The organism is Vibrio viridaestus (assembly GCF_003856525.1).
Classification (GTDB): domain Bacteria; phylum Pseudomonadota; class Gammaproteobacteria; order Enterobacterales; family Vibrionaceae; genus Vibrio; species Vibrio viridaestus.
Genome location: NZ_RJVQ01000002.1, coordinates 167,715 through 186,869, shown reverse-complemented (window position 1 = coordinate 186,869; position 19,155 = coordinate 167,715). Strand labels below are relative to the sequence as shown.

16 protein-coding genes are annotated in these 19,155 nt (G+C 34.9%); all 16 read right to left on the bottom strand.

Translation table 11 applies throughout. The annotated features are described in order from the left end of the window. Positions 1–27 precede the first annotated feature (27 nt). The 16 genes from EES38_RS04590 to EES38_RS04515 all read right to left on the bottom strand — a co-directional run bounded on the left by EES38_RS04590 (position 28) and on the right by EES38_RS04515 (position 19,145). On the bottom strand, positions 28–1,908 hold the full coding sequence (locus EES38_RS04590; protein WP_124936013.1) for a hypothetical protein: 1,881 nt from the start codon (positions 1,906–1,908) through the stop codon (positions 28–30). Between the two features lie 270 nt (positions 1,909–2,178). Next, positions 2,179–2,622 carry a low molecular weight protein-tyrosine-phosphatase gene (locus tag EES38_RS04585; RefSeq protein WP_124936012.1) on the bottom strand — a complete coding sequence of 148 codons (444 nt, stop codon included), beginning with the start codon at positions 2,620–2,622 and terminating at the stop codon, positions 2,179–2,181. A gap of 10 nt (positions 2,623–2,632) precedes the next feature. Beyond that, positions 2,633–3,217: a DUF2057 family protein gene (locus EES38_RS04580; protein WP_124936011.1), complete on the bottom strand. Its 585-nt coding sequence runs from the start codon at positions 3,215–3,217 to the stop codon at positions 2,633–2,635. A 66-nt stretch (positions 3,218–3,283) separates the two neighbouring features. Beyond that, positions 3,284–4,270 carry a porin gene (locus EES38_RS04575; protein WP_124936010.1) on the bottom strand — a complete coding sequence of 329 codons (987 nt, stop codon included), beginning with the start codon at positions 4,268–4,270 and terminating at the stop codon, positions 3,284–3,286. Between the two features lie 211 nt (positions 4,271–4,481). After that, on the bottom strand, positions 4,482–5,864 hold the full coding sequence (locus tag EES38_RS04570; protein ID WP_124936009.1) for an O-antigen ligase family protein: 1,383 nt from the start codon (positions 5,862–5,864) through the stop codon (positions 4,482–4,484). A gap of 64 nt (positions 5,865–5,928) precedes the next feature. Continuing rightward, complete coding sequence (locus EES38_RS04565) at positions 5,929–6,624, bottom strand: hypothetical protein (protein ID WP_124936008.1); 696 nt, start codon at positions 6,622–6,624, stop codon at positions 5,929–5,931. Next, positions 6,617–7,846: a hypothetical protein gene (locus EES38_RS04560; RefSeq protein ID WP_124936007.1), complete on the bottom strand. Its 1,230-nt coding sequence runs from the start codon at positions 7,844–7,846 to the stop codon at positions 6,617–6,619. Before EES38_RS04560 ends, EES38_RS04565 begins: the two co-directional genes overlap by 8 nt. A gap of 1 nt (position 7,847) precedes the next feature. Then, the gene (locus EES38_RS04555; protein WP_166434209.1) at positions 7,848–8,810 is read right to left on the bottom strand and encodes a glycosyltransferase; all 963 of its coding nucleotides are present in this window, start codon (positions 8,808–8,810) and stop codon (positions 7,848–7,850) included. Next, entirely contained in the window at positions 8,810–9,853 is a 1,044-nt protein-coding gene (locus EES38_RS04550) for a glycosyltransferase (RefSeq protein ID WP_124936005.1), read from the bottom strand. Before EES38_RS04550 ends, EES38_RS04555 begins: the two co-directional genes overlap by 1 nt. Position 9,854: 1 nt before the next feature. Further along, entirely contained in the window at positions 9,855–10,919 is a 1,065-nt protein-coding gene (locus tag EES38_RS04545) for a glycosyltransferase family 4 protein (protein WP_124936004.1), read from the bottom strand. 85 nt (positions 10,920–11,004) lie between these two features. Next, a complete protein-coding gene (locus EES38_RS04540; protein WP_124936003.1) occupies positions 11,005–13,206 on the bottom strand; it encodes a GumC family protein in 2,202 nt (733 codons plus the stop codon). A gap of 13 nt (positions 13,207–13,219) precedes the next feature. Then, complete coding sequence (locus EES38_RS04535) at positions 13,220–13,822, bottom strand: polysaccharide biosynthesis/export family protein (protein ID WP_243694151.1); 603 nt, start codon at positions 13,820–13,822, stop codon at positions 13,220–13,222. Between the two features lie 12 nt (positions 13,823–13,834). Then, entirely contained in the window at positions 13,835–15,235 is a 1,401-nt protein-coding gene (locus EES38_RS04530) for an undecaprenyl-phosphate glucose phosphotransferase (protein ID WP_124936002.1), read from the bottom strand. Beyond that, entirely contained in the window at positions 15,222–16,502 is a 1,281-nt protein-coding gene (locus tag EES38_RS04525; protein ID WP_124936001.1) for a glycosyltransferase, read from the bottom strand. The genes EES38_RS04530 and EES38_RS04525 overlap by 14 nt, the downstream gene beginning before the upstream one ends. Then, entirely contained in the window at positions 16,499–17,917 is a 1,419-nt protein-coding gene (locus EES38_RS04520) for an oligosaccharide flippase family protein (RefSeq protein ID WP_124936000.1), read from the bottom strand. The genes EES38_RS04525 and EES38_RS04520 overlap by 4 nt, the downstream gene beginning before the upstream one ends. Next, entirely contained in the window at positions 17,904–19,145 is a 1,242-nt protein-coding gene (locus EES38_RS04515) for a polysaccharide pyruvyl transferase family protein (RefSeq protein ID WP_124935999.1), read from the bottom strand. The genes EES38_RS04520 and EES38_RS04515 overlap by 14 nt, the downstream gene beginning before the upstream one ends. Positions 19,146–19,155 lie beyond the last annotated feature (10 nt).

Genomic DNA, 19,155 nt, shown 5'->3' with positions numbered 1-19,155 from the left:
CAGGTAGATATCAATATCTACCTGACTTTACAGCACGTTAAAAACAGCACAATCCCAATATGATGTAATAAAGTGTTCTTTTTTCTTCGATATTAAAAAAGTATTCAGTCGAATACGTACCTTCTTAGTCCCTTCTGGAGCAGTAGCAATTAGCTTAGCATGTTCCCAATCTAAATATTTAGTTATAGAATTTCTATTGTTGACATCCCAATTTGCAGAATGACCAGCACCATCAATTACAGAACCATTAAAATCAATAAACTCAACTAAAACTTGAATCTTCCCTTTAATATATCCTTCTTCTAAAGAACTAATTTTCCATTTGACCTTCACGGTACCTAAACAAAGTTGTCCATTAGAGCAATCAATATCTTGAAAGACTGAACTATGAGTATTAGTTTGATTAACTGTAGTTTTAAGACAAGATTTACCCACCCAAGAGTCGTCAGTAGTAACTGTGCATAAATCACTATTTACTTGGTGAGAGTTGTCGTCTAAGGTCCAAAATTTCGGCATTCCAGATGATAGTTTTTTATCAAACGAGTAGTTAGCTAAACTAGCACCCACTAAGCTTCTTGAAATAGGAATTGGAGCATGGTTAAAAAATAGAGAGTTTATATGAGCACTTCCACTATAATAGACTCTCCCTCCCCCTCCAACTAACTCTAAATATCCGTCACTATCGTAAGAGACTCGTGAGTCCTTAACTGGAGCAAGGTCGGGCCGGTAACTTTTGACAGATTGATAACTTGGGTTAACTATGGAAAGACCGCCAGAAAAAGGATGACGATTTTGCCTACTGCCTGATTTACAATAAAATAACGTACTATATATTGGCGTATTTCTAATAACAATTTGAGGGCTTTCTAATAAGCAAAAGGCGCTATCGCCAACAACCTCTAAAAACCTTTTATTTTTTGCTGTGGAAGAAGGGTTTTCAAAGTGTACTGACATCATTTTCACACTGGCGTCCCCATCCACGACAACTTTCATATTATCAAACGAACCAGAATTAATCACAAATTCACCTGTACGAAAATGAACTTGGCCTAATTTTCTATCCACCATTCGTTTATGGTTATCAGCGATAAAGCAGTGACTAAGCCTAATATTCTCGCCAAAGTCTAACCCCCTAAAATATTTAGGAGTTTTCCATGATCCACCCATGGTATGTACATGCAATAATTCGAAGGCCCAGGAACCAGGATACATGGTAATAACATCATCAAAATCAAAAACAGAAACTTTTTGTATGACAAATTTACTTGTCATTCTGGCAGATGACATAGAATCAATTGAAGTAGAACTACCGATCTGTAAACCAGTACCGAGTCTTTGCCTGCCATATTCTCCTATAGTAAATCCTTCTAATGGCGAATAATTAGAGTCATTAACACGATCGTAATACTTATCGGTATAACTATAACGCCCTAAGATTTTGATGGCGAATCCCTGGGATGGATTCTGCATCCATACAAGCCTACAGTTCCCAGTAGAATACCAACCGCCAGATTCAACAAATATTTCAAATGAAGCTGTATGATCAAACTTGTAAGTGATATCAGAGTCAAAAATTAGACGATTTGATGTGTTAGGAGAATGGCAGTAATTATTAGCTTTAGTTACGTATTGAGTCTGGGTAAGTCTTCCATCGTTGAAATCTTCAACATATAAGTCACCAATAGCCTTTAAGTACAAGTTGTCATTAACAGAAAACGGTGTTTCAATAGTTGTTACAAGCCAGTTACTGCGACCAACTAAATATTTATCTCCTAGGCGGTGTCTAGTAAACTCAAGCATATGAGAAACATTATCAAACCTTACTTTATCAAAGCTCTTTAAAAGCGTTAAAGAAAGATCTGAGAGGGATGTAATCTTATCTTTTAATAACTCTTTTAGATCAATCATAAAGTTCCTCTAACGAAAGCTTTCAAAAAAACAAAAATTTATAAAATCACTCCCATACTAAAAGCTCATCAGACCAACTAATACTTTCAACTCCAAAACCTAAAATATTTGCATGCTGGAGATGTTGATCATCACTAGGACTAACTCTACTTGATGTATTATGAGCTAAACAACTTGTTACTGTCGGCATAAAAAGAAAGCTTAAGCCGAACTTGACTAATTCTCTTCGATTGATATCCATAATAACTAACCAACTATTTAAGCATAAAATTAAGTTAATTTTCGTACCCAAGAAAAAACGGCACTATCTATGATATTGAAACAACTGATAAAATCTACCAAATCCTTTTGATACGGGTCTTCGATATCACCTATGCCAATCCACTGGCCAAGCAACATGGTTTTTTCCCTAGCAAACGGATACTGTTGATTTATCATCTCTATATGGTCATTCCCCATAACTAAAATCAAATCAGAATTTCTGATCATAGACTCTGTAACCTGACGAGCACGATGATTTGATAAGTTAATTTTCTTTTGCAACGCAACTTTAACAGCTGATTCATCAGGCGGTTTACCACTCAAGCCAGATCGTTCAACGATTAGACCTGCAGAGTTTATAACTTTACCACTTAAATATGTTCGCAGCATTTCTTCCGCATAAGGGGAACGACAAATATTACCCGAACATAAAACCAAAATAGAATTAAACATAGATACAAAATTACTGTTCTATCATCCATTTCAAAATAGCTTTTCTATCTTGTTGGGAAGAATTAAGGAACCATACTTTTACATCTTTCATACTTATATTTGTGTATTCGACACTTTGAGCATCATTATTAAGTTCAGATATTTGGTTATTAGTGTTATATTGCTTTACTGTACTTTCAATATCTTGATATGGCATTATGCTCGATACATTAGGTAGCACACTCATATTTAACTCAATAGAGTCGCCATTTTTATTTTGAAAAGTCCAACCATTGATATTATTACGAAAAGCAGCATCAGCAGCTGAGTAATTAAGATAGGACTTGTGGGATAATTTCATATCGCCATTTACTGAAGATACTTCTAGTACGTATGGTTTTGACTGATATTTCTTTGTCGTAGAACCATTTCTAAGCGCCTCTACGTATTGTACAACCAATTGGTTCTTTGTATTTTCTAGTTCATATTGACGCTTTTCCTTGACAGCCTTCCCATTAATAGCAAGAACATCGACGTTACTTGATACTTCAAGCATAGAAGCATTCGCGTTTAATGTGAGTAAAAAACCAATTATAAAAATTATAGAATTTCTCATTACTTTAGGCACCTAAAATTAGAGCCACAAAAATGCGGCTCACTTAATAACAAACTTAATGATAAATTAAAACGCAGCGTCTAAGCCAATTACATAACCTGTTGTTTCATCTTTATCATCTGAGACTCCGAGCTCAGCGTATACAGCGACTTCATCGATTAAAGTATAAGTCACGTTTACATAAAAGTCGTTAGTTTCCTTATTGTTAGTAGCTGTCGTACTTCCTGTAGTATCCACATTTGAATAACCAGCAGCGTACTCTAGCCTACCACCATCGAAATAGCTCGCAGTGGCTCCATAGATACGCGAGTTAGTATCAGCATTGCCACTGCCCTGTTCGGTTTTGGTATTACCATATGTTGCGGCAAAGTTCCAATCGCCGTAGGTATACTCAGACTGTAATACGTAAGTTAGTCCATCAAGTCCTTGTGTCTTAGATTCAGCAACAAAAGCACTTAGATTTATGTCTTCGATACGCGCGCCTATACTTCCATCAGTCTGATAGTCGCCGGTATCATGGTCGCTTGCAGTAGTATTACGATACTGCATGTAGGAAATACCTCCGTAGAAAATTTCCCCACCGTCGTATTTATACTTAAGCACTTGATCTCCACTAGTATTCATCCTGTCGTAATACGAAGTAAATCCAAATGCGTAATCTCGACCAATACCTGCATCGTCTAATATGGTTGACTGAGTACCAAAAGTGAATGTGTTAGACTTTTTATAGACGATTTTTCCGTATGTATCCGTACGAGTGACATCATCATTATCCGTACTACTACCGTCAAAATCAGTATTATTGGCATCAATTCCAAGAGTGGCACCCATTGTAAGGTCTTCGGTCATTTCATATTGTAAATCAAAACCAAAATTTGCCTCGTCCAAATTCCACTCAGATTGATAATCTGGATCCTGAATTTTGATGTATTGAATTTCAACTTCACCATATAAATTGAGCGTTACACCATTCATTGAGTAGACTTCTGCCGCTTGAGCTGTACCACTACTAGCGCCTATAGCCACAGCTATAGCAATTAGCTTTTTTTTCATTTCCTCTCTCCGTATTATTCTGAGGTAATGTTATAAATATTATCAGGTTTAAAACCCAGGTCCTTTATACGACTATTGACATGACAGTGTTCGAAAAAAATCGATGCCAGAATGAGCATTACTTTAATTAAAATAGTTGCTTTAATCGAACATCTCACAATGATATTGACTTAAACAGTGAGACATTCTCAACATTAAGATTTATTGCTTCTTATTTTTCATTTCTAGTGGCTGGAATATGAGCACACACGGCTGATAGCGTCAAAATAATAAGAAAAGTGATTACGTTAGCAGGTGGGCGTAAGTTAAAGTCAACAGATATGTGTATCATCATACCGACTATAGCCATAAAACAACCAAGAGCCGTGCCTTTCATAGTTTTACTATTACGCTTAGATATAGTTTGGACATTCTTAAACAGTGACATTAGTACGATAAAAGCTAGCAATAATAATGCAGGTAAACCACATTCAATCGCGAACTGCAGATATTCGTTATGCGCATAGTCATAATAGCCAATGTTATATTTAGTATACTTAGGAAAGATAGAATAAAAACTTCCTAATCCAGTACCTGTTAAAGGGAAATCCTTAACGATAGTTAGTCCCCACTTAACAACTTCATCTCTAGTTTCTGTCTGTGCCGATGAAGCTTCGATTCTTTGAGCTACTTTGTCAATTCCGAATGTACTACCAATAATAAATGTATCTATAGCTAGTATTGAAACAATTAATATAATGAGAGACCTTGGAATGCGCTTATAAAAAATAAGAGCAGTAATTCCGGTAAGGATACTAGAAAGGAAAAAAGCTGTATTACCCATACGAGATCTTGTTAATACGAGGGCAATAACCATGACAACCAAACAGAGACGAATGAACATCTTTCTAGAAAGTGCTGACTCCGTCCATCTACGTATTCTTACAAACCAACTCCCCGATGGAGTTTGATATAACTGTGTAACAATTAGCCCAAATCCCATACACAAAGTCATTAAAAGATAGTTGGCTAGATGATTGTGGTATACAAATGTGCCATTTGCCTTTTCTCCCTGATTCAAACCTAGAATCCAAGTATGCTTAACATGCAGTAATACCTCTAAAGTTGCATACACTGCTTGGTAAAAGCCAGAAAAGACCAAAATATATAGAACAATTCGTATTCGCTTCGGCGTTGAAATAAGAATCAGGTTATTAAAAACAAAAAGCGAATACGCAAGTCCTTTGAGAAAATCCATAAATGTCGAATAGGGATCAAGCGATATAAAATAAGAATGCTCGCCAAGCATATTAGCATACACATCATAGGCATTAGGAGAAACAAGAGAGAGCAGACTCCCAGGTATTGGAATAATCTGTATTAAGACCCATACTTGGAACAATGCCAACGGAGCCAACAGCCACATGCCCGCTTTTAGTCGTTCGAAGGGAACACAATTTCTAAAGGAAATAAGGACTAATATCGTTTGAATAGCGATAGCGAATTCAGCAAGAGACCAAGCCCATGCTCTTAAGCTACCAAGAGGAAGAGGTAACCAGAATAAAAGCACTACTGTTATTAAAAAGCAAAATCGCTCTAAGCTAAAAACAACCACACTAATTTACCTAAATAAAAAGCTAAAATTGATACAATCTAAATAAAAACTAAAACAAATAACGTTAATGACATGATTTTATATACTTCTTCATGAAATTAGCAAGCTGACAAATTTTAGTCTTGCTGGGCGATGACGCAACAGCTTCATCAAAAGTATACTTATTAAAACCGTATCTATTTGGATGGAGAATTACATCGATCGCCGATTTTTTTCCGAAAGTACTAAGCTGATCCCACAGTTGGAATAGTATATCAATGGTTGATTGAGCGACAATAATCTCATAGGGGCCATACTTATGGGCTAAATCTAATTCGCTAAGGATGTCTTGTTTATCCATTTTCGCGTATAGCATGACATACGCCTTACGGACATATGTATCTGGAAAAAGTGGACGTGCTTTAATTGCTCTATCGTAATAGCTGAGCGCTGATGATAGATGCTCTCGTCTCTGTTCTGGTGACAAACTAATACTATCAAAAAATAAATCTGTTTCTAGTCTAGCAGATAATACATTATGCTCTGGACTTAGGCTGTTCCATCCCAATAGGCTTTTTTGCAAAGCCATCATAGTCGGAAGAGATCTGTCAGGACTATCAATTTTCCCAAGGATCGTATACTTATTATAAAAACCTATTTGTCTTTCTAACGCAACTTTATACAAATCAGCGATTCCAAATCGGAAGGATACTACAACCAGGAAAATACTGACAAGCATTACAAAATACATAAAAAAGGTTTTAAGCTTTTCATTAGACATCAGTTTCTATCCGTGAACGCGTTTCTCGCGACTTAACATACAGGTACATAATAGGGAAAAGAGCAATATAGCGGCCATCAAGAGGTACGTAAAACGTAATTGATAACAATACAAAAACAATCATTACTAATTGGACAATCCCCTCATTTTTTGCCTGTTTAATTAACAAAGCGATAAACTTGGTATAGAGAAAAACAGTGAACAGGCCGAAATAAATAACCCAATCAAAGAAAAATGTTTTGGTTGAAACTGATTGCACAGTGCCCCATATAAAGTAACTTGCTACTTCCTTGAAATTAAAAAGATTTACAAAATTATGAGATAAAACGGAGATAACGCGCGGGCCGTTAGTATATATTGAGTCAAAGTAGCCGAAAAAACCGACCCCAAGAGGATTATAAAATAATGACCAGACAGCTGTAAGAATCATAGTTCCACGTGTGCTTACGCTCGTATACTTCTGAATATCTGACGTGAACTGGCTTTGTAATAATGTTTGGAATATATATATTCCAACAACTATACTCAAAGCTGCAACGAATACTTTTAAAACTTTATTCTGGGAGTTAATAACGACTGCAATTCCAGTAGCAAGAAGTAACGACGATAGAGCACCTTTAGATGTAGTAAGAATTAATAACGACATAGTAATAGGAATCACATAAGAGATACTTAACCTAAAGTAGCAACTAAGCATTAGTATTCCTACACATAGTTGAAATCCAAATGTACTTGCTTCTAAAGTAAATCCACGCAATCGGTCTGGGGAATAAGCAGGTGTACCCTGTAAAAAGCTAACATTATTAACAATAGATGGTGCCACTACATTAATAATTAAAATTACTAGGACACTCACCCCTATATAAAAATAAGATTTTCTAATATAAAAAGAACTGAATGACAGTAGAAAAAAGGAGACTATTGCTATATTAGATCCTATTAAAATCAATCTAACCCCTCGATCCAAATAAAAAGAAAAATAGTTTGAACCAACATAAAAATAGGCTAGAACTAAAGAATAAAAAACCAAAAAAGCAAAAGAAATAACGAGTATCTTTTGTGGTTTATTAGTCTTACCAGATACAAACTTAAAGAAACCAATTAAAACGATAATAGGAAATAATAAAAATGTTAAAGACGCAGTATAAACTCCACCAATTGACATTAAGGACGTATTTTCAAATAAACAAAATATTGAAACGAGCAATAATAATATTTTCACATCAATGTCCTATATAAATAATAAATCGCCCTAAATGACAACGTAATGCAGTTATATAAGTAAATACAACTGCACCACGGAAAGTTGTCAAATTTATTGTAGATGGACCGATTGATTTTGAGAAGTTCACTAGCTCAGTAAGAACCGTTTTTTTTATCATTTTATCGCTAGATTTTCTACGTAAAACTCTAAAAAGTAGATTTATACAGCATGTTAAAATAAAAAAGTTTTTACTCTTATTAAGATTTGATACATCTAAAGATTTGATTTCAGAAAATGCTATTAAATGATTGAGTTCTTTTAAACCTTGATCTGTATTGATCACTGACACTGAATTATCTATATAATTGAAATATGCATTCTCTGATGCGAATATATACTTCGATTTACTCAAACATGAAACAACGAATAGGACATCTTCACTCAGCCTTATTTCTTCGTGAAACTTAAGATTATTACGTCTTAAGAATTCCACTTTAAATACAAAAGAGCAAATATGAAAAAACGTTTTCTTTAAAAAAATACTTTTTAATAAATTATGACCTATACTAGACCCCACAACGTCGCTACCTCTTAAAGTGGGTTGACCATTTTTAATTATGCGATAAGGAAAATATGCAAGATCGATATCAGTCGTTTTAATGGCGTCATTTACTATACTAAAAAATTTATCATCAACATTATCATCAGAATCAATGAAAACACAAAATTCAGCATTTGATAATTCTAGTCCGGTATTTCGAGCCTTTGAAACTCCTTCATTAATTTTATGGACTAACTTGAGATTTAATTTATTAGCAACTTCGTCAGCAACTGATATAGGTAATTCTGAACCGTCATCAATAATGATAACTTCAAATTGTAGTTCACTGTTGTCCCTAATGGACATGAGACGATAAGTTATGTTATCAATATCACTCTGGTTATTGAAACAGGGAATAATAATAGACAAATCATGAGTCATTAAATATTTCTCCATAGCTCTTTAACAACGCTGTTATCTGTCTCAACAGCTAACTTAAGAGAAGATGAACTCATTTCGTTATATAGCTTTTCGTCTGTTGCAAGAGTTACGATACTTGAACACATAGACTGATAGTCACCAAACTCATGAATAAATCCAGTTTTTCCATTTTTTACCACCCAATTCACAGCAGTAAAAGTATCATATACGACAATGGGTAACCCTTGACTTCGAGCCTCAATGAGTGTTTGTCCAAAACCTTCATACGCAGATGTCATAATAAATATACTGTGTAATCTCAACACTTGGGTTACGTCCGATACACCACCAGCGTACGTAATATTAGCTTGTGAACTAGCAATTTTTTCTTTTAATCTAGTGACTTCATCTGCAGTCCCTTCACCATATATTGTTAGTGAATAGTCATTCGGAAGGTGTTCCATAACTTTTATCATTTGCTCGAAGCGTTTTTGATCTTCATTAATTCGTGCAATTGTAACCAATTTTCTACTAATATTTAAAGGAGTGGTAGCTGTAGGTATTCTACACCCTCTAGGGATTACATTGATTTTTTCTTTTTTTAGCCCTGGAAAAGCTTTAATATAATCTGTTCTATCTAGATCTGTATATACTGTATATTTATAGACAAATCTGCCTTTAAGAAACATCCCGAGTCTACCTAAACGTGTGAAAGTCACATCTAGCCGGTTTGTTTGTACAAGTATAATCTTATTCAACAAGATGGTGGGCAGTGGGATATACAATAGATCTGTTGGGTGAAATATAAAAATCTTCTGATTAAAAGAGAATCCAAATAAAAGAGTGATATATAGTCTAATCTTTGATACTACTTTCGCAAATTTGCCTGAGTTAATTTCACCTACTTGGCTATATAATACTCCATCTACTCTTTCGAATATCTCCTTACTATTAGACGTAAAATAATACTCTGTTGCCTTCTCGTTGAATATCTCATGAAAACTTCTAATTAGAGCCTCGATTCCACCGGCCGAAGTAGATATTGATGTATTAATTGTTATCATATTATTTAGCCACTTTATTGTAGATATCTAAAATATTTAGGTTGAATTTATCAAAAGAGAAATCTTTATATCTATCAGCCATAGTTACTTTTACTTCTTGGTGAATCTTATCGTCTAATATAAGGTCAATTTTAGGCTTTATACTCGATATATCAGACAGATCAAATATAAATCCGTCTTTTCCCTCTCTAATTAATTCAGGAAGTGCGCCTCTATTTGAACCAATAACTGGTAGATTTTGCCTAAATGCTTCTACTACAACATAGCCGAATCCTTCCCACCTAGATGGTATGAGTAAAAATTTACTCTTAGAACGTAAGTAATCTACATCAGATTTAGTACACCACCCAAAATGCTGTATTTTTTCGTTACTCTCATACTCCTTCAAATTCCCAACAACTAAAATCGTCATGTTTTGAGGCAAAAATTCAGATATTGCTGGAAGAAGATCGAAACCTTTTTGATTGCTATCTCTACCAACAAAAAGGCAATAAATTCTATTTTTATCTAGTTTAAATTTATCTTTATCTACATTGTCCAATAAGGAGACATTGTCATCGACACAATTATATACAACACATAGTTTATCGTTGCGTATATTGACTTGTTTAGCTCTCTCCATTTCGTATTTTGAAATACATATTATTGTCCTACAATAATATGCTAAGAATCGTTCTATCTTTGCATAGATCTTAAGATACAATGGCTTTTTATCTTCCATATCAAAAGACCAACCATGAGAGCAATATATTATTTTACTCTTTATTTCGGGATTAAAGATAGCAATCAATCTAACTAACCCAGCAAATGAGCTGTGTAAAAAAATCACATCAGGCTTTACTTTTTTATATGTTTTAATAAAGGCCAGCATCATTTGTAAAATAGCCGAAAGCCCTCTCGAATCACGCTTAAAAGTAACAATTTCACCACTAATATATTTTGCTTGACTGTCTGGAAGTAGATAAACATTATGGATCGATTGTTCATCATCATGAATTTTTTCTAAGAAATTCAGATAAGTGGCAATTCCGCCAACAACAGTTTCTGCAACATGAAGAATTCTCATAGATTAATAGTCACACCTTATACAATTTTCGCCAGAAATAAAAAATTGGCTTTTCTACAGAAAAGCCAATTTTTAGATTGAAGCATCATTCAGCATTCTTGCCGTAAGTACCATATCCATAATAGCCATAGTGCTTATCAGCTGAACTTCTTTCACTGACTTGGTTTAATACAACTCCATCAATCACTAAATCGTGACTAATAAGCTTATTAATAGTTTTTCTGATTGTATTAATTTTAGTTTCATTAGCTTTTATTACTAGCAAAACTGAATCTGCCATTTTGCCTATAATTAAAGTATCACTAACAGGTATAGTCGGTGGAGTATCTAAAATAACTCGGTCAAACTTGTCTGCTAAATTGTCTAGCATCAATTTAAACTTCGCAGAGGATAGAATTTCTTGAGGATTAGCGCTAAACATACCTGCCGGCAAGATTGTTAGACCCGTTTTGGAATCCTGGTATAAACAGTCCTCAATAGCGGTCCCCATAGCTAAGTGGTTAGTCAGACCTTGTTGCGAAGATTTAAACCCAAAACGCTCAGCTAAGTTAGGTTTTCTGAGGTCACAATCTATAATCAACGTTTTTTCGATCGTAGCAAATGATTGTGCCATATTTACAGCAATTGATGTTTTACCTTCCCCTGCTAGTGAAGATGTTATTGCTATAGTTTTATGTGATTTATTAATGTTTGATAGCATTAAGGAAGTTCTTATCGAACGAATAGACTCAGAAAATATACTTTCTTTATCCTCTCCAAAGATGCTGCTATCTATTGGCTTTTTAGCAAATCGTTTTGATTTAATTTTTGGCACAGAAGCCAAAGGAAGAAAACCAAATTTATCTTCTAATCCCTTCTCAGTGCTAATACTGTTTTTTAATAAGTCATTGACAAGAATAATAAAGATAGAAAAGCAAATACTAACAAACGTTGCAAATCCAACAATTAGTTTCTTGTTAGGCTTGCTAGGATACTGAGGAACAGCTGCCATATCGGTAAAACGAGCTACTGCTGAATCGTAATCCTCTGTAGCACTAGTTTCCTTCTGTTTAGTTAAAAATGTATTTAACAACTCTCTATTTGTTTCAACTTCACGCTGTAACGCTTCATATTTACTACGTTTTACAGTCAGGGTCTGAAAATTTGATTTTTTATCGTTAATTTCCTTCTCAAGTAGCTGCTCTTGCTTGCGTTGCGCTTGCAACTCCTTACCTATACCCGCAATCAATTTCTCAGTAACATCTTTCGCTTGCGCTTCCACAGAGTCGAGTTTAGCCTGTGCCTGAATCATCTTGTCATGCTTCGGACCATAACGCTTGCTAAGCTCTTTAACCTGATTGATTGCTGCTAGTTCAGCCTGACGAATCGCAATAACCTGCGGATGTTGTGAAATAGCAGGTATTGATGACAAGCTACCTACATCAGTAACATGGCCTGATGTAAGCGCTGAATACGCAGATTCAGTTTCTATGCGTTGATCTCTAACATCTGCCAAACGTTTAGTAAGATTTGCGAGTTCTTGGCTTGCTAATGTTTGTATACCAGAGTCATCTATTAGCTTTTCATTAATCAGAAAGTCTGATAGCGCTTGTTCTGACTTAGACAATTGATCACGCAAATCACTTAACCTACCTGTAATCCAACTAGAAGCATATTGGGTCGCTGACAATTTGGATTCTAAATTGGTTTCTATATAGGCATAACCAACCTCATTCGCAATTTTTGCAGCTAGCTTTCTATCCTTAGATTCAAAGGATATATTAACAAGATGTGTACTACTAATAGGGGAAATAGTAAGTCTGCTTTTTACAGCATTAATAACTGATTGACGAACCGACTCATTTTTATCTTCTTCATTCACTTCCTCTTTCTTTAATAACGAAGCAAATAATGGCGATTCTTTAACCTTATCCCAAAATCCCACCTCGTTGCTTAAAGATGGATTAAACTCTTTGAGCTGATCTAGATTGAGTTTTTTAATTACCTTTTCAGCAATAGTCGATGACCTTAAAATTTCATATTGAGTATTGTAATACTCTTGCTTATTAGAATCTAATGATAAGGCATCTTCGAAGGTAACAGCTTGCTTTTCTTTAGACTCAATAAGTAAGGTTGCCGTTGCTGTATATTTAGGTGTGATTTGTAAAGCAATTAGAACTGCGATTATAGTAATTAACACCGTAAATGACGCTATTTTTAACCAATTACTATATATCAACTTTATATAATGCTGTATATCAATAGCATCTTCTTCTGGCGATGTTGCCTTAGTAAATACTTGTTGCATTCCTATTACCTACTTACCAAAATGAGCTTACGACGTAAATGATATCTCCAGGTCCTACTGGATCATTTAAATCAACTTGAGGTCTATCTTTTAAAAAGGCTTCGATCTGCTGTTGCGAAAGTCCTTCAATCTCACTATCTTTCGTTAAATATATGCCGCGAGTTTTCCGATACCTAGCTAAAAAACCACCCGCAAGTGCAATAGCCTTCTGAACTGTCAAACCAGGTTGGTACTCATAACCTCCGGGCCTATTAACGACTCCATTAACATAAATATTTCTGTATTTCACTATACTCACTGTGACCTTTGGATCTACGAGGTAAGTCCCTTTTAGACCACTAGTAATATAATTTTGTAACTTCTGTATAGTTTTACCATGCAGACTTATATTGCCTAAATACGGATAATCGATTGTTTCACTACCGTCAATTAAGTATTCATCGAAGGTTAAATCTTCCTCTCCATAAACAGATATTTTTATCGTATCTCCAGCAGCTAAATTATACTCACCAGCCCAACTATTAAGTGAGATAAGCCATAGGAAACATCCCATAAATAAAGGTACTAACGCCCTAGTCAACATATTATACATTTCTTGTGTCTTAACCTTAAACATTGTCCAATTCGATTAGTAGGCTGTCTTACCTATAAATCCCTTAAAAATCGTTAAGAATATGATTTTCATATCTAACCATAATGACCATGATTGGATATAAAGTAGATCGTATTCTATTCTTTTTTCCATTTTATCAAGTGTGTCAGTTTCACCCCTAAATCCATTTACTTGTGCCCAACCGGTAATACCTGGTTTAACATGATGTCTAAGCATATATTTATTGATTAAACCTCTGTATTCTTCATTATGGGCTACCGCGTGTGGCCTTGGTCCAACAATGGACATTTGCCCTGTAATAACGTTTATAAATTGGGGTAGCTCGTCTAATGAAGTTCTGCGGATAAATGCTCCAAACGGCGTAACTCTTGGGTCGTTTTTCGTGGCTTGTTTTACCACCGAGCCATTATCCATTGACTTCATCGAGCGGAACTTCCAGACTTTGATAAGTCGACCATCTAAGCCATATCTTTCCTGCTTAAATATGATTGGGCCCGGAGAAGATAACTTAACGCCTATAGCTATTATTACTAATATTGGACTGATAAGTGCTAATATGATTGAGCCTATGAAAATATCTTCTAGACGTTTAACCACAGTTGTAAATCCGTAAAATGGTGTATCAAAAATACTAACAGTAACCATATTACCTACGGAACGAACTCTTGATTGCATTAAATCGAAAATGAAAAAATCAGGGACAATATGAACTTTCGCATTTGTGTCAGAAAATGCGTTAAGTATATCTTTAATTCTCTTTGCTGCTTCCATTGGTAGAGCGATGTATACATTGTCGACACTATGATGCTTCGCTAATAAAAGTGCATCTGAAATTCTTCCTCTTAGAGTACTTGGCAGTATCTTCCCAATCCTATCCAAGCCCCTATCATCATATATACCAATTAACATTTCTGTTTCTGAGTACTTGTCTTTAAGTTCAGTTGCTAACTGTAGACCGCTGCTCGTCGCACCTATGATGATAGATTTCTCGCGTTTCGATCTTGTAGAACGAAGAAATCGATATAATTTGCGACATACGAGCCGCCAAGCAATCAAAACAACAGGGGTAACCACAAACCATCCGCCAAGCACAACTCTTGAATACTCTTCAGATACCTTAACAAAAAATGCTATTGCTAGCGACGTCGCAACACATACGCTCCAAGTAGTTAGTATACCAATGGATGTTTGAGTAAAAGATGTATATCTATTAGGTTTATATACACCAGCGACTTCTGCCACTACGTAATATACAAATAACACAAAAAACATAGCTAGTTGGTAAAGTACGCTAAAAGTTTGAGTATAAAATTGAGCTAATAGATTTAGAATAAGCGCAACCCAAAATAGATCAAACAACTTTGAAGGAACAGATGACTCCTCTCCGTAATATTTGATACGTTTATTTGAACCCATGTATATTATCCCTTTGAGAAGAAACAGCCGAATTACTTACTTCAATTTTCTTAGTTAAAAAATGTTTGATCAATGTACTACTTAGATCTTCGCTATCGAATTTCTCTTTGATCGTGTTTATAGCATTAGCTCTTATCATATCTATTTCACATCCCGATAAGTTTTTAATAGTACTCAATGCTTCAGTAATACCATCAAGTGAATGCTCATCTACTAGAAAGCCATTAATTTTATCTTGAACCAGCTCAGGAATACCTGAATGGTAAGTAGACACGACGACTAAGCCGTGTAACATTGCTTCCATTAGCGCTACGGGGATACCTTCTTGGTCTCCGTTTGTAGCTGTTACGCTAGGTAAAAGAAATACGTCGCTAGAACTTAGCATTGAAGATACAGCTTCGTGAGATGCTTCACCTATTAACTTAATATAACTTGACGCATTATTTTCTTCGATTAAGAATTCAGCTTCTTTTCTCAAAGGGCCGTCTCCGACTATAAGGAACTTTACGTCGAAATAACGGTGAAACTGGATAACAGCCTTTATCGAGTCAAGAATAGCTTTCTTTTCAATTAAGCGACCTACCTGTATAATATTAATGCAATCTTCAAATACTCTACGCTTTCGTGTACTCTCTGGTATGAGATTAATATTAACCCCCATATGCTGAACACTTACTCTTTCAGGATTTGCACCCCAAGAAACTAATTTGTTGCGCCAATAGTCGCTAATAGGAAGTAACTTATTTGTTGATGAGAATAGATACTTTTTATATAACGGAACCAAACTTTCGAGAGCTTTAGTATTACTCATATCTGCCCCGTGAAAATAGACTAGCGTATCCCCTTCAATCTTGCCTACTAATTTCATCCATTCAGTCATTATTCCTACATCCCCAAAATGAGAAATATGAACATTTATATTTCTATATGAATTACTTTTTGACAACTCAGATAAAAGACAAGTTTTCATTCGAAACTTACCTTTAGTAAACAATATGCCAATCAAAGCCTTCCAATAGCAGACGATGTTTACCAAGATATTAATCATAAATATATGAATTTGAGAGGGTTTTAATTTCAAACTTCCTATGACTATAATGTCATTATTAATATCAATGTCTTTCATCTTATCCTGATGAATAGAATTATTCAGCTTTTGTGTAAAAACCACAACATCAATACCTGCTTTTTTTAGAGATATGACTTGGTCAATAATAAAAGTCTCAGACAACACTGGAAACTGATTTGTATGTATTGCTACCTTCATAATTTCACTCTGACAAAATATGAGCGATTAAAAACATAAATTAAAATCGAATAAAATAGTAAAAATATAACTGATGTAACTAGAACACTGCTAATTATTGATTCAAAAACATTTTTTACGTTCAAGATTTTCAAGAAAGCGTATGTAAAAAACGCCAGTATTGGACTAAACATCACACTACTAATAAATTCTTTCATATTTATGCCAACCAACTCTCTATAAAAGTAGAGATAAACACCAAATGACAAGACCATTTGCATAATATAGAGCGATGTTGCTAACACTAGTGCACCATAGCGAGAGCTAATTACTACAATAAAGAGGAATACGAGAAATGTAAGTAAGTTCCAGAAGAAGTCCTTATCTGTTCTACCAATAGCCTGTACTAAAGGACCAACTACGGCACCAACCAAGTATCTAGCCATCCAAAATAGTGCTAGTGGTAGTATATATAAATCAGTCTCAATATTTGACTGTCCAAAGAATAGAGTAACAATTTGGTCCGATTGGAGTATAAAGCAGAAGTATATAAGTCCAAGCAAAATAGAGTTTATCTTTAGCGCATTTAAAACCCCCTGCTTCAACTTGCTAATATCACCTTGACTCATAGCAAATTGATTTAGTCCAATACGCCCAATAATTGGATTTATCAAACTTACTGGTTTCGATACTAATTGTTTTGCTAAGCTGTAATAACCTAATGTAGTCGCTGGAACTACAAACCCCAGAACTAACACATCTAAATTTAACCGAATTTGGTTGATAATCTGAGAGCCAACCTGAAACAGACCATAGCGCAGAGCTTTTTTCAAATCAGAATGTCCGAAATTAAAACAAGGCCTAAATTCATGATTAGATGAAGCATAAAGCACCACTAGCTTAGTAGCTAAAACGATCAAGTTAGCCACTAAAAGGCATTCTGCGCCTAAATTTAAATAGATCATTAGTAGAAAACTAAGGAAACCTATCACCTTAGAAAACAACTCAACTTTGGCCAACTTGACTAACTCTGAGTTTCTGATGCTTCCCGCTTGAAACGTACCAATAGCACCAATAAAAGGAAATGATAACGCTACAATTATAAGAAAATAACTTAGAGATGAATAATTATACAGACTAGATATTATGGGCGCGGCTCCAGCCGTAATAGCACCGAAAAAAATGCCGCTTGCTACGCTAAGCCAAAAAACCGAAGATATTAATTCTTTTGATACATTTTTCACATGTACCAAGTAATTAGACATTCCAATATCGGCAACACTTTGAACAATATTTAATATAACCAACGCGATACTCAACTGCCCAAATAGCGATATATCATAAGCTCGGCTAACTATGGATATCTGTGCGATACCAATGAGCATTCCTATAATGTTGCTTAAAAGATGCCAACTCGCGCTTCTAAAAATCATCATTTATGGTACTTATAGCATCATCAATACTATTTTTAGCGATTCTTCTCTGTTGGCATGTCGAGTTTTCAACACGCTGTGCCCAAGCCTCATAATCTAATAAAACAGATTCTATTCTTGAAATGATTTGATTTTGATTAAAGCTTTGTGAAAGAGAGAAAGAAAGCTCCGATAAGTCCATAAAATCGAACAAGCCACTCGCCTTATGTTCGTAAGATATAGAAATCGCAGGTGTCCCGAAGTTCATTGCTATAATTGCACTATGCAAACGAGTACCGACTAGCAATTTACATTTACTAATTTCGCGACCAAGGTCCATATCGGTCAATTCGTCCGTCACGACTTCAACGTTTTTCTGCAGATTGATAGGAATTAGACTTTTAATTCGTTCGGCAATGATCCTGTCATCATTATGATAGTGATCAAAACTTGTACATGTTGACAGAAACTTCAAGCAATATCCGTTTTCAATAAGAGTCGCACAAGCGCTCGCCATAACATTTTCATAGCGACTCTGGCTTATGCCTAACCTTACGTCAAAAGGGGCCAGTTTTCTAAAAGTAAAACCAATTAGGTTGTCTTGTTTTTGGTTTAACTGAGTTTTAGAATCGACTAAAAATGCAGTGTCTGCTCCCATTTCATATTTTAATGTTGGGATAGAGGAATGAATCAACTTAACACTATCGGTATCTCGTAATGATATAAACTTTGCTTTATTAAGGATAAAATTTGATAATCTTTTATAGATCACCTGGTCGAAAGGTCCGATACTGTGACCAATTAAAACAACATTTTTCTTAGCTAAAATGCTACACATTACAAGTCGATATTGAGATAAACCATATAAATCGACAAAAAAAGATCCCCCTACATGAATTATTCCATCATATTTAGACATTAAATTGACCATCTTTTTAAACGACGTGGGTAAAAAGATCTTCAATGGTCTTAAATAAGTAGTAAAAATAGCTAACAGTACAATGTAGTCTAAACCTATCTTTCTACTCACTTTCCTAATTAAGCGATAAATAATATTAGATTCAGTATCTGTTGAATCTTGAATAACTTCTCGCTCTAGGATTTGACTTGCTCCATAGGAAAAACGGGAACATACATCAAACTTACTGTCGGGATATAAATTTTCTAAGGTCTCCAACAACCCTCTCGTAATTGCTGCATCTCCTCGATTAGAACAGCTATGATTTCCCACTAATAAATATTTTTTTCCCATGAATCTAAAA

Coding starts and splice junctions, on each gene's coding strand:
- EES38_RS04520 (WP_124936000.1), bottom strand. CDS start 17,917: ATGATGATTTTTAGAAGCGCGAGTTGGCATCTTTTAAGCAACATTATA.
- EES38_RS04555 (WP_166434209.1), bottom strand. CDS start 8,810: ATGACTCATGATTTGTCTATTATTATTCCCTGTTTCAATAACCAGAGT.
- EES38_RS04550 (WP_124936005.1), bottom strand. CDS start 9,853: ATGATAACAATTAATACATCAATATCTACTTCGGCCGGTGGAATCGAG.
- EES38_RS04540 (WP_124936003.1), bottom strand. CDS start 13,206: ATGCAACAAGTATTTACTAAGGCAACATCGCCAGAAGAAGATGCTATT.
- EES38_RS04515 (WP_124935999.1), bottom strand. CDS start 19,145: ATGGGAAAAAAATATTTATTAGTGGGAAATCATAGCTGTTCTAATCGA.
- EES38_RS04590 (WP_124936013.1), bottom strand. CDS start 1,908: ATGATTGATCTAAAAGAGTTATTAAAAGATAAGATTACATCCCTCTCA.
- EES38_RS04585 (WP_124936012.1), bottom strand. CDS start 2,622: ATGTTTAATTCTATTTTGGTTTTATGTTCGGGTAATATTTGTCGTTCC.
- EES38_RS04525 (WP_124936001.1), bottom strand. CDS start 16,502: ATGAAGGTAGCAATACATACAAATCAGTTTCCAGTGTTGTCTGAGACT.
- EES38_RS04535 (WP_243694151.1), bottom strand. CDS start 13,822: ATGTTTAAGGTTAAGACACAAGAAATGTATAATATGTTGACTAGGGCG.
- EES38_RS04580 (WP_124936011.1), bottom strand. CDS start 3,217: ATGAGAAATTCTATAATTTTTATAATTGGTTTTTTACTCACATTAAAC.
- EES38_RS04545 (WP_124936004.1), bottom strand. CDS start 10,919: ATGAGAATTCTTCATGTTGCAGAAACTGTTGTTGGCGGAATTGCCACT.
- EES38_RS04530 (WP_124936002.1), bottom strand. CDS start 15,235: ATGGGTTCAAATAAACGTATCAAATATTACGGAGAGGAGTCATCTGTT.
- EES38_RS04575 (WP_124936010.1), bottom strand. CDS start 4,270: ATGAAAAAAAAGCTAATTGCTATAGCTGTGGCTATAGGCGCTAGTAGT.
- EES38_RS04565 (WP_124936008.1), bottom strand. CDS start 6,624: ATGTCTAATGAAAAGCTTAAAACCTTTTTTATGTATTTTGTAATGCTT.